The sequence below is a fragment of the Ruegeria sp. G5 genome (genome assembly GCF_056533365.1).
Genome location: NZ_JBQFOK010000007.1, coordinates 13,218 through 27,816, shown reverse-complemented (window position 1 = coordinate 27,816; position 14,599 = coordinate 13,218). Strand labels below are relative to the sequence as shown.

Sequence of the window (14,599 nt, the reverse complement as noted above, 5' to 3'; positions counted from 1 at the left end):
AAATGGCTGTGATCGACTTCAAGAATGTCAGCAAATCCTTCGGCACCGGCACTGCTGCGACGGATGTGCTGAAAGACATCAACCTCTCGGTTCAGGAAGGTGAGTTCGTGGTGCTGCTGGGCTTTTCCGGCACCGGCAAGACCACGCTGATCAACCTGATGGCGGGCATCGAGTTCCCCACCAAGGGCAGCGTGACCTTCCGCGACAAGGCCATCACCGGCCCCGCGCCGGAACGGGGGGTGATCTTTCAGAACTACTCGCTGATGCCGTGGCTCACGGTGACGGGCAATGTGCGGCTGGCCGTGGACGCGGTTTTCCCCAAGATGCCCAAGGCTGAAAAAGAGGAAAAGGTTGCCCATTTCATCAAGATGGTTGGCCTCAGCCACGCCGCTGGTCGCCGCCCCGCTGAATTGTCGGGCGGGATGCGTCAACGGGTGAACGTGGCCCGCGCACTGGCGATGGACCCCGAGGTTCTGCTGCTGGACGAACCGCTGTCGGCGCTGGATGCCCTGACCCGTGGCAATCTGGCGGAAGAGATCGAAAAGATCTGGGAGGCCGACCGTAAAACCTGTGTCCTGATCACCAATGACGTGGACGAGGCGATCCTGCTGGCCGACCGCATCATCCCGCTGAACCCTGATGGCACATTGGGGAGCGAGTTCAAGGTCTCGATCCCTCGCCCCCGCGACCGGTCTGCCATGAACCATGACGAGACGTTCAAGTCTCTGCGTGGCGAGGTCACGAAATACCTGATGGATGTGGGGATTGAGGCCAAGGTCGAAGGTACCAAGACCCTGCCCGACGTAACACCGATCCACGGCGTCCCCGCTGCGGTGAAGGAAGCGCAGGAGGGTCTGATCGAAGAGCGCTATCTGGATTTCAGCCAGTTGCACAAGGTCTACCCGACACCCAAAGGTCCGCTGACCGTGGTTGAGGATTTCAACCTCAAGCTTAACCGGGGTGAGTTCATCTCGCTGATCGGCCACTCGGGCTGTGGCAAGTCCACGGTGCTGACCATGGCCGCCGGTCTGAACGAAATCTCGAAAGGCGCGATCAAGCTGGATGGCCGCCACGTTGAAGGCGCCGACCCTGAACGCGCCGTGGTGTTCCAGTCGCCTTCGTTGTTCCCGTGGCTGACCGCCAAGGAAAACGTATCGGTCGGGGTGGACCGCGTGTATCCGCGCGCCAGCCAGGCCGAGCGGCAAGATGTGGTGGAGTATTACCTCGAACGGGTCGGTCTGGCCGATGCGATGGACAAATCCGCCGCCGACATGTCGAACGGGATGCGCCAGCGTGTGGGCATCGCCCGCGCCTTTGCCCTGTCGCCGAAACTGTTGCTGCTGGATGAACCCTTCGGGATGCTCGACAGCCTCACCCGGTGGGAGCTGCAGGAGGTTCTGATGGAGGTCTGGTCGCGGACCAAAGTTACCACGATCTGTGTGACTCACGACGTGGACGAGGCGATCCTGCTCGCCGATCGCGTGGTGATGATGACGAACGGCCCACAGGCCACGATCGGCAAGATCACCAATGTCGACCTGCCGCGCCCGCGTACCCGCAAGGCGCTGCTGGCCCATCCCGATTACTACGAATACCGGCAAGAGGTGTTGGATTTCCTCGAAGAATACGAGCACGGGGCGAAACCCAAGCCCAAATCCCCTGCCCCCAAAGCCATCGCTGCGGAGTGAAAGCCATGAAACAGAAACTGGTTGTCATCGGAGCCGGCATGGCCTCGGGTCGGGTGTTGGAACACCTGACCGACGCCGCCCCCGATGCATTCGACATCACCTTGTTCAACGCCGAGCCGCGCGGAAACTACAACCGCATCATGCTGAGCCCGGTTCTGGCAGGTGAACAAACCTATGAAGACATCGTCACCCATGATGACGCCTGGTATGCGGAACGCGGGATCACCTGCCGGTTCGGCGAGAAAGTTGTCAAAATCGACCGCGAGCTGAAAGTGGTCGAAGGCGAAAACGGTCATGTTCCTTATGACAAGCTGATCTTCGGCACCGGCTCCAACCCCTTCATGATCCCGATGCCCGGGCATGATCTGGACGGTGTGATCGCCTACCGCGATCTGGAAGACACCGAACAGATGATGGGCATGGGCGCGGGCAACAAGGTCGTCGTGATCGGCGGCGGCTTGCTGGGGCTTGAGGCCGCCGCAGGCATGGCCGCGCGTGGGGCTGACGTGACCGTAGTACATATCATGGGCCACTTGATGGAACGTCAGTTGGACCCTGCCGCAGGGTACCTGCTTAAGAAATCGCTGGAAGAAAAAGGCATCACCGTTCTGTTGAATGCCAAATCGACCGAAATCGCGGGCAAGAATGGCAAGGCCCGGGCGCTGCTGTTGGAGGACGGCACCGAACTTCCCTGTGACCTGTTGGTGATGGCTGTGGGCATCCGCCCCAACACCGCACTGGCGCAGGAGACGGGTCTTGCCGTAGGTCGGGGCATCCATGTGGACGATCAGATGATCACCTCGGACGCCGACATTTACGCCGTCGGGGAATGTGTCGAGCATCAGGGCGAGCTATTTGGCCTTGTCGCACCGCTATACGATCAGGCGAAAGTGTTGGCCCAGACCTTGTTGGGTGAAGATGCGGCGTTCAAACAACGCTCGCTCTCGACCAAGCTGAAGGTGACGGGCTGCGATCTGTTCAGCGCCGGGGACTTTGCCGAGGGCGAAACCCGTGAGGACATCGTCTTTCGCGACCCCGCGCGTGGTGTCTACAAGCGGCTGGTGCTGGAAGATGACAAGCTGGTCGGTGCGGTCATGTATGGCGATACCGCCGACAGCAACTGGTTCTTTGGCCTCATCCGAGACGGCGAGGACATCTCGGAGATGCGCGAGACGCTGATTTTTGGCCCTGCTTATCAGGGAGGGGCCACTGTGGACCCTCTCTCAGCCGTTGCAGCATTGCCGCCTGAGGCGGAAATCTGTGGCTGCAACGGCGTATGCAAATCCCAAATCACATCAGCCATTGAAGGTGGCGCAACTGATCTGGGCGCGATCCGGGCAACCACCAAGGCCAGCGCCTCTTGCGGGACATGTACCGGATTGGTGGAGCAGTTGCTGCAGGTTACGCTGGGCGATGACTTCCAGATGCCAGCCGCACAACCCATCTGCGGCTGCTGCGATCTGACCCACGAAGACGTCCGCCGCCTGATCAAATCACAAGAGCTGAAAAGCCAGGAGGCCGTTTGGCAAGAGCTGGGCTGGAAAACACTCAACGGCTGCCATATCTGCCGCCCGGCGGTGAACTACTATCTGCTGGCTGACTGGCCGGTGGAATATCAGGACGACCCGCAAAGCCGTTTCGTCAACGAACGCAAACACGCCAACATTCAAAAGGACGGCACGTTCAGCGTGGTGCCCCGCATGTGGGGTGGCATCACCAACCCTGCGGAACTGCGCGCCATCGCTGACGCGGCCGAGAAATACGATGTGCCGACCGTCAAAGTCACCGGCGGGCAGCGCATCGACCTGTTGGGCGTGAAGGGCGCAGACCTGCCCTATATCTGGTCCGATCTGAACAAGGCTGGTCTGGTCTCGGGCCATGCCTATTCCAAAGGCTTGCGCACGGTGAAAACCTGTGTCGGCACCGATCATTGCCGGTTCGGCACGCAAGATAGCACCGGTCTGGGCATCAAGCTTGAGAAAATCCTGTGGGGCTCGTGGACGCCGCACAAGCTGAAGCTGGCAGTCTCGGGCTGCCCGCGCAACTGTGCCGAAGCGACCTGCAAGGATATCGGTGTTGTCTGTGTCGACAGCGGCTATCAGATCAGCATCGGCGGCGCCGCTGGCATGGACGTTAAGGAAACCGAACTGCTGGTACAGGTCCCGACCGAGGATGAGGCGATTGAGGTCGTGATGGCCGTCACCCAAGCCTATCGCGAGGGCGGCAAGTATCTGGACCGCTTGTACAAATGGATGGCGAAGGTTGGCCTCGACTGGATCAAGGAAACCGTTGTCGACGACCTGGACAACCGCCGCGCGCTGGTTGAACGGTTCGAACTCAGCCAATCCATCTACCGCAAAGACCCATGGGCCGAGCAGGCCAAAGAGGCCCCGCGCTTTGCGCCCATGGCCGATCTGACATTGGAGGCCGCAGAATGAGCTGGATCGACATCGGACATATCGACGACATCCCCCTGCGCGGCGCGCGCGTGGTGAAAACGCCGGTCGGTTGTATCGCCCTGTTCCGCACAGCAAAGGATGAGGTCTTTGCCGCCTCGGACACCTGCCCCCACAAGGGCGGCCCGCTATCTGAGGGCATCGTGCACGGCCAGTCTGTCACCTGCCCGCTGCATAATTGGGTGTTCGACCTGAACTCGGGTCAGGCGCAAGGCGCAGACGAAGGGCAGATTGCCACCTATCCGGTGCAGCTGGACGGGGATCGCATCCTGCTGGACAGCACCTCGCTGGGGCAAAGGAGCGCCGCGTGAAAGACATGAGTGCCTGCGCCAAACGCTCGACCTGCCCCTATTGCGGGGTCGGGTGTGGCGTTCTGCTACAACCGGATGGCGCGGGTGGCCTTACCGTTACAGGCGATCCGGATCACCCGGCCAACTACGGGCGTTTGTGTTCCAAGGGATCGGCCCTGGCGGAAACCGTAGGTCTGTCGCAACGCCTGTTGTCGCCCGTGGTTGCGGGCGAAGAGGCTGGCTGGGACGACGCGCTACAACTGGTCGCCGATCGGTTTCGGGACACGATCGCAGAGCACGGACCGGATTCCGTTGCATTCTACGTGTCGGGTCAATTGCTGACCGAAGACTATTATGTGGCCAACAAGCTGATGAAGGGCTTTATCGGTTCGGCCAATATCGACACCAACTCGCGCCTTTGTATGGCCTCGACTGTAGCGGGGCATAAACGCGCCTTTGGTACTGACACCGTCCCCGGGACTTACGAAGATCTGGAAGAGGCTGATCTGGTCGTCCTCGTCGGATCGAACCTCGCGTGGTGCCATCCGGTTCTGTATCAGCGCCTGATGGCCGCCCGACAGGCGCGCGGAACCAAGATCGTTGTCATCGATCCTCGTCGCACGGCATCCTGTGACAACGCTGATTTGCATCTGCCGCTGGCCGCAGGCAGTGACGTGGCGCTGTTCAACCACCTATTGACCCAGATTGACGCCCGTGGGTTGGTCGATACTGATTTTCTGACGAACACCAGCGGATTTGATCAGGCCATACAGGCTGCAAAAGTCGACGATGTCTCGGTCACCGGATTGGACGCAGAGGACATAGAGACCTTCTGCAAGATGTGGACAAGCACCGATAAGGTCGTGACCATCTTTAGCCAAGGGGTAAATCAATCGACGTCGGGCAGTGACAAGGTCAACGCGATCCTGAACTGCCATCTGGCGACCGGGCGTATTGGCAAACCCGGCTGCGGGCCTCTGTCTGTCACAGGGCAACCCAACGCGATGGGTGGGCGCGAAGTGGGCGGGCTGGCCAACATGCTTGCCTGCCATCTGGACATCGAAAACGCCGACCACCGCGCCGCCGTGCGGGGATTCTGGTCAGCCCCCACCATGCCCGAAGCCCCCGGTCTGAAGGCCGTGGACCTGTTCCGCGCAGTGGGTGACGGACGCATTAAGGCATTGTGGGTGATCCATACAAACCCTGCCGTTTCGATGCCCGAAGCGGATTCCGTTCGCGACGCCATCGCAGCCTGTCCATTCACCGTAGTCTCGGACATTACGGCACGCACAGATACCGCTCGGCTGGCTGATGTCTTGTTGCCCGCCGCAGCATGGGCCGAAAAGGACGGCACGGTCACCAATTCGGACCGCACGATCAGCCGCCAGCGCGCGATCTTGCCTCAACCCGGACAAGCGCGCGCAGATTGGGACATTCTGGCCGAGGTCGGGCGTCGCATGGGCTGGCAATCGGCTTTCGACTATCAGTCCCCCAGTGAGATATTTCGGGAATATGCCACGCTGTCTGGTATCGCGGCGCGTTTTGGCCGTGACTTCGATATCTCTGGTTTTGCCGATCTGGATACAGCCGGATACGAGGCGCTTGAACCCACCCGTTGGCCCGTAACGGCAAATCGACAGGGCGGTCGTTTTTTTGCCGATGGTCAGTTCTTTCACGCTGACGGAAAGGCGCGGCTGTTGCCGGTGTCCTGGCGGCCACCGGCTGCAAAGGCTGAACCGCGCTATCCTTTCTGGCTGAACACCGGTCGCTTGCGCGATCAGTGGCATACCATGACGCGCACCGGGTTATCCGCCCGTTTGTCGGCGCACCTGCCTGAACCCTTTGTCGAGGTTCACCCCGAAGACGCGCATAAGACCGAATTAAAACCTGCCGATCTTGTTGAAATCAGCAGCCCGCATGGTCAGGCGATATTCCGCGCTCGGATCAACGAAAACGTCACGCGCGGACAGGTTTTTGCGCCAATCCACTGGACTGCAGAAACCGCCCCTTCGGCCCGGATAGATGCAGTCATCGCCGCGGCCACCGATCCGGTTTCGGGCCAACCCGAGAGCAAGGCTTCGGTCGTTCGCCTCACCCGTTTCGACGCAAAATGGTACGGGTTCGCGGTATCCCGGCACGAAATGTCCCCCACCTGTGAATACTGGGCGCAGGTTCCGACAAAAGCGGGCTATCGCGCTGAGCTGGCCGGATTGAACGCCGTGGACGATTGGATCGAAACAGCGCGCAAAATGCTTAACCTCCCTGATGCAGAGGTTGCAATGGTCGAGGACCCGGCACGCGGAATGGCGCGTCTGGCGTTTCATGAGGACGGGCGTATCGCTGCTGCCTTGTTCGTCTCACCCGAACCAGTCGCCGTGATGCGTGATTATCTGGCGACATTGCCGGAAGTGCCCGATCTGTTGTCAGGCCGGGCACCGGCAGACAGGCCCGATCCCGGCCCTGTCCTGTGTTCCTGTTTCGATGTCGGTGTGAATACGATCCTCACCGCGATCGAAACCAAGGGCCTCTTGACCGTTGACGCCATAGGCGAGGCCCTGCGGGCTGGAACGAACTGCGGATCGTGCCGTCCGGAACTGGCCGCACTGCTGGCGACCGCGCAACAAAAGGAGGCCGCGCAATAAGCGCGGCATCAAATCCAGACAGTTTCGCCGGTTTCCAGCGCCTTTTGCGCAGCCAACCCCATACGCACGGCCCACAAGCCGTCCTGCAGGCTCACTTCAGGCGCAGTCTTCTCACCCCGAATGACCGCCAGAAACCCCTGATGCTGGTAGAAGGTAGACCCGTTATGGTCACCTGCCGCCAATAGTTCCGGGTCGACGGGGATGTCCTTACAAACCGGCCCCTTCGGGGCACGCGGGCTGATGATCAATTGCGGCACCGGTGCCTCGCCCAGATGATTGGGCCAGAACCGGCCCGGTCCGGGCACCAGAGCTTCGATCTTGGCGTTCGGACCAATGGCCGAAATCTCTTCCTGGTAGCGCGCACCTTCGGCAAACATGCAAAGCTCCAGCATCGCACGCGCGCCCGAGGCAAAGTCGACCATGACATAGCCGTGGTCCAGAATGTCGGGTGTTTCGCCGTTGTAAACCTCATCCAGGTGGTTGACGGCTTGCCCGCCGCTTGCGGTGACACGCACCGGATCGGATTTCAGGATCAAACGCATCAGGTCGAAGAAATGACAGCACTTTTCGACAAATGTGCCGCCCGTATTGCGATTGAACCGATTCCAGTTGCCGACCTTTTCCAGAAAGGGAAAGCGGTGCTCTCGGATCGTCAGCATTTTGACACCGCCCGTCGCTGACACCTCGTCAATCAAAGCGGCGATGGGCGGCATATAGCGATACTCCATCGCAACCCAGATCGGATGTGGGTAATCGCGCTGGATCGCTTCAAGCCGCGTTTCATCTTCGGGATTGGTGAATAATGGCTTTTCGACCAGCAATGGCAAAGGGCGAACCCGGGCGATGTGTTCGATTTGCGCGACATGCAGATGGTTCGGGCTGGCAATGACGACGCAATCCAATTCCGAAACGGTCAGTAGATCATCGACAGAGACCACCATCTTTGCCTCTGGCGCAATCTTCTGCGCGGCCTGCGCCATGTCCGGGTCGGGTTCGAAAATTGCAGCGACACGTGCGCCGTCCAACAAAGCGATGTTGTGCAGATGTTCCTGCCCCATCATGCCGCATCCGATCAGCCCGTAATTGATGGTCCGGGTCATGCGTTCTTCCTTTTACTTCAGACGTTGGACATAGGTCGCTCGGTCCGGGTCAAACCACGTTTTAGAAAACTCGACCGGTTCGGGTTTCTCCGACCAGCTGAACCGCTCGATATAGCCAGCGGTTTGGCCTGCTGGCTTTGTGAACCCCGCTGGCGTCCAGTCGGGCAAAGCGCGTATACTCACCCGGTCCTCGGCGCGGGTGATCCAGAAACCCAATTGCTGCTGGTAATAGCGATACAGCGAATCTGACAGCAACGCGCGATCAATCAAACCGGCGGATTCGTCCAGCCAAATTTCCTCGACCGCGATAATTGTGTCATTCAGATAGCGCATCCGCCGCACCCGCGAACCGCGATCAGATGCCCCAAAGCGCGGCAGGTCGGCAGGTTTCGCAAGGTGGTCAACGGACAGGATGTCGGCGCGCGGTAGCCCTCCGCCTTCCGGCAATTCCAGCCGGAACATCGCATAGACACTGTTCTGCGTTCCCGTCTCGCGGATGTAGTTCCCAGAACCCTGCACGCGCTCTAGCATGCCCTTCTTTTCAAGCTCTGCCAGCGATTTTCGCAATGTCCCGACCGAGACATTGAGGTTGGCTGCCATGTCCCGCTCCGGGGGCAGACGTTCGCCATCCATCAGGCGTCCGGCCGCGATATCGCGGATCAAAAGCTCGGCGATCTGAACGTAGATCGGCAGGGCGTTAGGGTTGCGGTGCGTGGTTGCCATCGGAAAAGCGCTTCATTGAGTCGCGGGAAAAATTGATACACTATTGATCTACATCAAAGTGATTGCTACGCAAGAGGAAAGTCAAAGCTGCACGGAGAACGAATCAAATGACCATCGTCCCCATCACATCCCCCGATCTGGATGCGGCCGAGGTTTCGTGGTTCGCAGCTTTGTGTTCAGACGATTATCAGTTTCTGGGTGTCCCCGACGGCGACCTGCGGTCGAGTTGGGAGCATTGTTCCGGCATCGTACGAGAAGCCGAAGCGCAAGGGTTTCGCAACATCTTGTGCCCGTCCTCCTATCAGGTCGGTCAGGACACGCTGAGTTTCGTGGCGGGCTGCGCGCCGATCACAAACCGGATCAACCTGCTGGCCGCTGTGCGCTGTGGCGAGATGCAGCCGATCATGTTGGCCCGCACCATCGCAACGCTGGATCACATGCTGCAAGGGCGGTTGACTGTGAACATCATCTCGTCCGACTTCCCCGGTGAAAAGGCCGACAGTGCGTACCGCTATCAGCGGTCCCGCGAGGTGGTCGAGATCCTCAAACAAGCGTGGACACAGGATGAGATCAACCATGCGGGCGAGGTTTACAATTTTTCGGGCCTGACCACTGACCCGGCGAAGCCCTATCAGACCGGGGGTCCGCTGCTGTATTTCGGAGGGTATTCTCCGTCCGCGTTGGACCTGTGTGGCGAGCATTGCAATGTCTACCTGATGTGGCCCGAAACCAAGGATCAACTGGCCGAGCGGATGAAGGCCGTTCACGCAGTGGCTGCAAACTACAACCGCACGCTGGATTACGGTCTGCGCGTTCACATGATCGTCCGCGATACCGAGGCCGAAGCGCAGGAATATGCGGATTACATCGTCTCGAAACTGGATGACGAATACGGTCGTGCGATCCGGGAACGGGCTCTGGACGCGACCTCTTTGGGCGTGGCGCATCAGGCCAAGAACCGCGATCTTGCGGATGAGTATGGCTATGTTGAACCGGGCCTGTGGACAGGTGTGGGCCGCGCGCGCTCGGGCTGCGGCGCGGCTTTGGTCGGATCGACCGACCAAGTGATGACCAAGATCGAAGAATACCAGAAGATGGGTATCCGCGCTTTCATCTTCTCAGGCTATCCGCACATGGATGAGGCTCGCCATTTCGGGGCCCGCGTCCTGCCCAATCTGAAAACCTGCTCGCTGCCCGAAGAATACGGGCGCGTGCCTGCAAATACCCCGGCGACCCCGCTGGGCAACGGAGTTCGTCGCTGATGCAACGTGTGAAACTATCCGACACGCTGGAACTGAGCCGCATTGTCTACGGCATGTGGCGCATCGGAGATGACGATGACACCTCGGCCGCACATGTCGAGGCCAAGATACAAGCCTGTCTGGATCAGGGGATCACCAGTTTCGATCAGGCGGATATCTACGGCGACTACACGGCCGAGGGCATTCTGGGTGCCGCCCTGCGCGCCAACCCGTCCCTGCGGTCAAAGATGGAGATCGTCACCAAATGCGATATCGTCGCGCCCTGCGGACGGTATTCAGACGCGAAGGTCAAATACTATGACACTTCGCGCGCGCATATTCTGAAGTCGGTCGAAACCTCTTTGGCCGAGATGGCCATCGACCATATCGACCTGTTGCTGATCCACCGTCCTGATCCGTTCATGGACCACGTTGAGACCGGTGCCGCACTGGATGAGGTGGTCGCCAGCGGCAAGGTGCGCGCTGTCGGCGTGTCGAACTTCCGTCCCTGGGACTGGAGTTTGCTGCAATCGGCGATGAAGACGCCACTGGTCACCAACCAGATCGAGTTGTCTCTGGGTCAGATAAGCCCTTTCACCAATGGCGATCTTGCCTTTCATCAGCAGCACGGCCAACACGTTATGGCGTGGTCTCCGCTGGGGGGTGGGTTGCTGATGGCCGGAAACCCTCCGGTCGGCATAGTTGCAGATGAGATAGCTGCCGAATTCAGCGTGGATCGCGCGGCAGTCGCCATCGCTTTCCTATTGGCGCACCCAGCAGGAATTCTGCCGGTTATGGGCACGAACAATCTGGACCGGATCAAAAGCATCTCGGACGCGCTGAAAGTCAAACTGGATCGTGAAAGCTGGTTCCGTCTTTACGAGGCGGCACTGGGGCATGAGGTACCATGATGAACGCAATCTCAAAGGACATCACTCACACATTCGTCCCGCACAAAGACGACACCCGCACCCTGCGGGACGCTTTTGGCAAGTTTGCCACCGGCGTCACCATTGTCACCTGTGACAGCGACGATGGCCCGGTCTGCATCACGGCCAACAGTTTTTCATCGCTGTCGCTGGACCCCCCGCTGGTGATGTGGGCCGGCGATCGCAACTCGCGCCGGTTCCCCTATTTCCACAAGGCGCGCCATTTCAGCGTGCACGTGCTATCGTCGGAACAGGCCGATCTGTGTTTTGGCTGCTCGAAAGACGCGTTTGCCCTGCGGGATATCGACCACGACCGCTGCGGGAACGGAACACCTTTGCTGCCGGATTGTCTGGTGCGGTTTGAGTGTGAACAGCACGCCTATCACGATGCAGGCGATCACGTGATCGTGGTGGGCAAAGTCCTGAAAGTCAGCATGGCGGACGGAGACGCGCTGACCTTTTACGCCGGGAAACTCGGCCAATTCGCGCAACACTAAGCGCGCTTTGACGACCGCGGGACAAACCTGCGGCTGAACAAGGGAGGATCCGCATGGGCGGACTAGCAACGGCGCTTGCGCCGATTGCATTCGTGAACGAAACCGTGCTGCGTTTGGGCCGCGCGGTTGGTGTCGTTGCGATTGCATTGATGGTGATCGCAATCCTGATTCAGGTGTTCTTCCGATACGTTTTAGGCAACGCCCTGCCCTGGCCGGATGAGGCCGCCCGCTTCTGCATGCTCTGGATGACCGGGCTGATGGCCCCCACTGCGTTCCGACGCGGAGGGTTCGTGGCGATCGATATGGTTCCCATGATGCTGCCGCGCGTGCTGGGGCAGGTATTGATGCTGTTTCTGCTGTTCGTCTCTCTGGTGGTGCTGGCCGTCGCGGTGAATATCGGCTGGTTCGAGGTCACGGGTTTCGGAGGCCGCTTTGCGACGGCGGCGCTCTATGTTCCGACTTCGCTGGGCTTTGACGAATGGTACCGCGTCCCGCGCAGCTGGATGATGGCCTCGTTGCTGGTGGGGGTCATTCTTCTGTTGGTTGTGAATATCGAGCTTATCTTGCGCGCCATCGTAACGATGCTGGGCGGCGGGGACATGCTCCCTGAAATCGCAGATGCGCCGGTGGGGGCTGAATAGATGCTGATCTGGTTCCTGCCCACCTTCCTCGTGTTCCTAATGATCGGCCTGCCGGTCTTTTTCGCCCTGTTGGCCGCGCCCGGTATTCTGTTGTGGCTGAACGGTCAAACTGCCGACATCACGCTCCTGTACCGCAATGTCTACAATGGTATGGACAGCTTCCCGTTGATGGCCATTCCCTTCTTCATGCTGGCCGGAGAGCTGATGAACCGCGGCGGCATCACCATCCGTCTGGTCGAGTTCTCTCAGGCACTGATGGGCCACTTCCGCGGCGGTCTGGCCCATGTCAACGTTCTGAGTTCAATCCTGTTCGCCGGGCTGTCTGGATCGGCGGTGGCCGATACCTCGGCACTGGGCTCGATGCTGATCCCGGCGATGGAGAAACAGGGCTATACCCGCCGTTTCGCCGCTGCGATCACGGCGGCCAGCTCGGTGATCGGGCCTATCATTCCACCTTCGGGCATCATGATCATCTATGCCTATGTGATGGGTGAAAGCGTTGCGGCTCTGTTCCTTGCGGGCATCGTGCCGGGTGTAATGGTTGGCGTTGGCTTGATGCTGATGATCAAAGTCATGGCCGACAAATACGACTTCCCCGTTGCCAGCCGCAAATACACATGGCCCGAGCGTCGTCAGGCCAGCCTAAAGGCTTTCTTTCCTTTGCTCACGCCGGTCATCATTCTGGGCGGTATCCTTGGCGGCATCTTCACCCCGACCGAGGCGGCCGCCGTGGCCGTGGGCTATGCGTTCATCATCGGGTTCTTCGTCTTGCGCACCCTGACGATCAAAGAGGTGCCCGAGATTCTTAGCAACGCAGGCCTGACCTCAGCCGTGGTTTTGCTGCTGGTCGGCGCGGCGATGGCATTCAAGACCGTGGTCAGTCTCAGCCACGCGCCCGAACAACTGGCGCAACTGATCCTCAGCCTGTCGGAAAATCCGCTGATCCTGCTGTTCCTCATCAACTTGCTGCTGTTCATCGTCGGCATGTTTCTGGACGCAGGCCCCGCGATCATCATCCTTGGCCCCATCCTTGCGCCCATCTTCACAAGCCTCGGCGTGGACCCGATCCATTTCGCCATTATCATGAGCGTCAACCTGACCGTCGGTCTGGCCACTCCGCCCATGGGGCTGGTGCTGTTCGTGGCTGCCGCCGTATCGCGCGAAAAGGTCGAGACCATTGCCAAGGCGATCCTGCCGTTTCTGGCTGTCGAAATCATAGTGATCTTTTTGATCACCTATGTCCCCGCACTATCCATGACAATCCCGAGGATAACGGGATTTGCAAACTGAACTGAGTATCACAGGGAGGAAACGCATGCTCAGAAGACTTTTCCAAACCGCAGCGGTGGCCACATCGCTGGTGGCCGCGTCCGCCATATCTGCCGTTGCCGCCGACTATACCCTGCGCGCGACAGCGAACTCGAACGAGAATGACGAGGATTATGACGGCCTGATCGTCTTTAAGAACTATGTCGAGGCTGCCTCGAACGGCGCCATCGAGGTCGAATTGTTCATCGGCACGCAGCTGTGCTCGAACGGGGCCGAGTGCCTGCAAGGCGTGGCTGACGGTACGATCGACATCTATATTTCGACCTCGGGCGGCGCGTCGGGCATCTTCCCCTACGTGCAGGTCCTGGACCTGCCCTATCTGATGGCCGATGACCGCGTGGCCGAGCATGTCTTGTCCGGCGATTTCACCCGCAAGGTTCGCGACATGGCGCTTGAGGATTCCGGTGGGACAATTCGTCTGATGACCATCGGCAACACCGGCGGCTGGCGCAACTTTGCCAACACCCAGCGCCGCATCGCCGAGCCTGCGGATATGGAAGGTCTGAAAATCCGCACCGTGGTCGCTGACCTGCCGCAAGAGCTGGTCAAGGCACTGGGTGCATCGCCCACCCCGATCCCGTGGCCTGAACTGTTCACCAGCTTCCAGACCGGTGTGGTTGAAGGGTCCAAGAACGGGATCACCGACATCATGGGGATGAAATTCCCCGATGCCGGTCTGCAATACGTCACACTGGACGGCCACGCCTATATGGGCGCGCTGTGGTGGATGAATAACGCCAAGTTCCAGGAGATGCCCGAGGACATGCGCCGCGTGGTTGTCGACGGGTTCTATGCGCTGCAGCAGGCCACCTTTGCCTCGCCCAAGCGCAAGTCGATCCAGGCCTATGAGGATTTCGTCGCTGGTGGCGGCGACCTGTACGTGCCGACACCCGACCAGAAAGCTGCGTTCAAAGAGGCCGCAACCCCGGTCTATGACTGGTTCCAGTCCAACGTGGCCCGCGGGGACGAGGTGTTCAACGCCCTGACCGAAGCGGTTGCAGCGGCCGAGGCTGATATCAACGCCTCACGCGACGCGGATCTGAACTAAGCGAAAGGGGCCGGG

General features: G+C 59.8%; 12 protein-coding genes. 10 read left to right on the top strand and 2 right to left on the bottom strand.

Going from position 1 to position 14,599, the window contains the following annotated elements; all coding sequences use genetic code 11:
- Positions 1–2 precede the first annotated feature (2 nt).
- The 4 genes from ACR0BD_RS13025 to ACR0BD_RS13010 are packed head-to-tail and all read left to right on the top strand — an operon-like array spanning position 3 to position 7,076.
- Positions 3–1,688, top strand: coding sequence for an ABC transporter ATP-binding protein (locus ACR0BD_RS13025; RefSeq protein WP_480831034.1), 1,686 nt, complete (start codon positions 3–5; stop codon positions 1,686–1,688).
- Positions 1,689–1,693: 5 nt separating this feature from the next.
- On the top strand, positions 1,694–4,126 hold the full coding sequence (nirB, locus tag ACR0BD_RS13020) for a nitrite reductase large subunit NirB (protein ID WP_480831032.1): 2,433 nt from the start codon (positions 1,694–1,696) through the stop codon (positions 4,124–4,126).
- On the top strand, positions 4,123–4,455 hold the full coding sequence (gene nirD, locus ACR0BD_RS13015) for a nitrite reductase small subunit NirD (protein WP_170355473.1): 333 nt from the start codon (positions 4,123–4,125) through the stop codon (positions 4,453–4,455). The genes nirB and nirD overlap by 4 nt, the downstream gene beginning before the upstream one ends.
- A 5-nt stretch (positions 4,456–4,460) precedes the next feature.
- Positions 4,461–7,076: a molybdopterin-dependent oxidoreductase gene (locus tag ACR0BD_RS13010; RefSeq protein WP_480831288.1), complete on the top strand. Its 2,616-nt coding sequence runs from the start codon at positions 4,461–4,463 to the stop codon at positions 7,074–7,076.
- Positions 7,077–7,084: 8 nt separating this feature from the next.
- Here ACR0BD_RS13010 and ACR0BD_RS13005 read toward each other — a convergent pair whose 3' ends face one another.
- A complete protein-coding gene (locus tag ACR0BD_RS13005; RefSeq protein ID WP_480831031.1) occupies positions 7,085–8,176 on the bottom strand; it encodes a Gfo/Idh/MocA family protein in 1,092 nt (363 codons plus the stop codon).
- Positions 8,177–8,188: 12 nt separating this feature from the next.
- Positions 8,189–8,899: a GntR family transcriptional regulator gene (locus ACR0BD_RS13000; RefSeq protein ID WP_480698095.1), complete on the bottom strand. Its 711-nt coding sequence runs from the start codon at positions 8,897–8,899 to the stop codon at positions 8,189–8,191.
- A 107-nt stretch (positions 8,900–9,006) separates the two neighbouring features.
- Here ACR0BD_RS13000 and ACR0BD_RS12995 point away from each other — a divergent pair, with 107 nt between their 5' ends.
- From ACR0BD_RS12995 to ACR0BD_RS12970, 6 genes are read left to right on the top strand one after another with little or no spacing between them, the layout of a single operon-like run.
- A complete protein-coding gene (locus ACR0BD_RS12995) occupies positions 9,007–10,161 on the top strand; it encodes an LLM class flavin-dependent oxidoreductase (protein WP_480831029.1) in 1,155 nt (384 codons plus the stop codon).
- Positions 10,161–11,051, top strand: coding sequence for an aldo/keto reductase (locus tag ACR0BD_RS12990; RefSeq protein ID WP_480831028.1), 891 nt, complete (start codon positions 10,161–10,163; stop codon positions 11,049–11,051). Before ACR0BD_RS12995 ends, ACR0BD_RS12990 begins: the two co-directional genes overlap by 1 nt.
- Entirely contained in the window at positions 11,051–11,566 is a 516-nt protein-coding gene (locus ACR0BD_RS12985) for a flavin reductase family protein (protein WP_480831026.1), read from the top strand. The genes ACR0BD_RS12990 and ACR0BD_RS12985 overlap by 1 nt, the downstream gene beginning before the upstream one ends.
- Positions 11,567–11,619: 53 nt before the next feature.
- Complete coding sequence (locus ACR0BD_RS12980) at positions 11,620–12,207, top strand: TRAP transporter small permease (RefSeq protein WP_480831024.1); 588 nt, start codon at positions 11,620–11,622, stop codon at positions 12,205–12,207.
- The gene (locus tag ACR0BD_RS12975; RefSeq protein ID WP_480831022.1) at positions 12,208–13,497 is read left to right on the top strand and encodes a TRAP transporter large permease; all 1,290 of its coding nucleotides are present in this window, start codon (positions 12,208–12,210) and stop codon (positions 13,495–13,497) included.
- Between the two features lie 25 nt (positions 13,498–13,522).
- Complete coding sequence (locus ACR0BD_RS12970) at positions 13,523–14,584, top strand: TRAP transporter substrate-binding protein (protein ID WP_480831020.1); 1,062 nt, start codon at positions 13,523–13,525, stop codon at positions 14,582–14,584.
- Positions 14,585–14,599 lie beyond the last annotated feature (15 nt).

What these genes read in the sequence shown, in the direction of transcription:
- ACR0BD_RS12975 (WP_480831022.1), top strand. Translation starts at nt 12,208, where the DNA reads ATGCTGATCTGGTTCCTGCCCACCTTCCTCGTGTTCCTAATGATCGGC.
- ACR0BD_RS12985 (WP_480831026.1), top strand. Translation starts at nt 11,051, where the DNA reads ATGAACGCAATCTCAAAGGACATCACTCACACATTCGTCCCGCACAAA.
- ACR0BD_RS13025 (WP_480831034.1), top strand. Translation starts at nt 3, where the DNA reads ATGGCTGTGATCGACTTCAAGAATGTCAGCAAATCCTTCGGCACCGGC.
- nirB (WP_480831032.1), top strand. Translation starts at nt 1,694, where the DNA reads ATGAAACAGAAACTGGTTGTCATCGGAGCCGGCATGGCCTCGGGTCGG.
- ACR0BD_RS12970 (WP_480831020.1), top strand. Translation starts at nt 13,523, where the DNA reads ATGCTCAGAAGACTTTTCCAAACCGCAGCGGTGGCCACATCGCTGGTG.
- ACR0BD_RS13005 (WP_480831031.1), bottom strand. Translation starts at nt 8,176, where the DNA reads ATGACCCGGACCATCAATTACGGGCTGATCGGATGCGGCATGATGGGG.
- nirD (WP_170355473.1), top strand. Translation starts at nt 4,123, where the DNA reads ATGAGCTGGATCGACATCGGACATATCGACGACATCCCCCTGCGCGGC.
- ACR0BD_RS12980 (WP_480831024.1), top strand. Translation starts at nt 11,620, where the DNA reads ATGGGCGGACTAGCAACGGCGCTTGCGCCGATTGCATTCGTGAACGAA.
- ACR0BD_RS12995 (WP_480831029.1), top strand. Translation starts at nt 9,007, where the DNA reads ATGACCATCGTCCCCATCACATCCCCCGATCTGGATGCGGCCGAGGTT.
- ACR0BD_RS13010 (WP_480831288.1), top strand. Translation starts at nt 4,461, where the DNA reads ATGAGTGCCTGCGCCAAACGCTCGACCTGCCCCTATTGCGGGGTCGGG.
- ACR0BD_RS13000 (WP_480698095.1), bottom strand. Translation starts at nt 8,899, where the DNA reads ATGGCAACCACGCACCGCAACCCTAACGCCCTGCCGATCTACGTTCAG.
- ACR0BD_RS12990 (WP_480831028.1), top strand. Translation starts at nt 10,161, where the DNA reads ATGCAACGTGTGAAACTATCCGACACGCTGGAACTGAGCCGCATTGTC.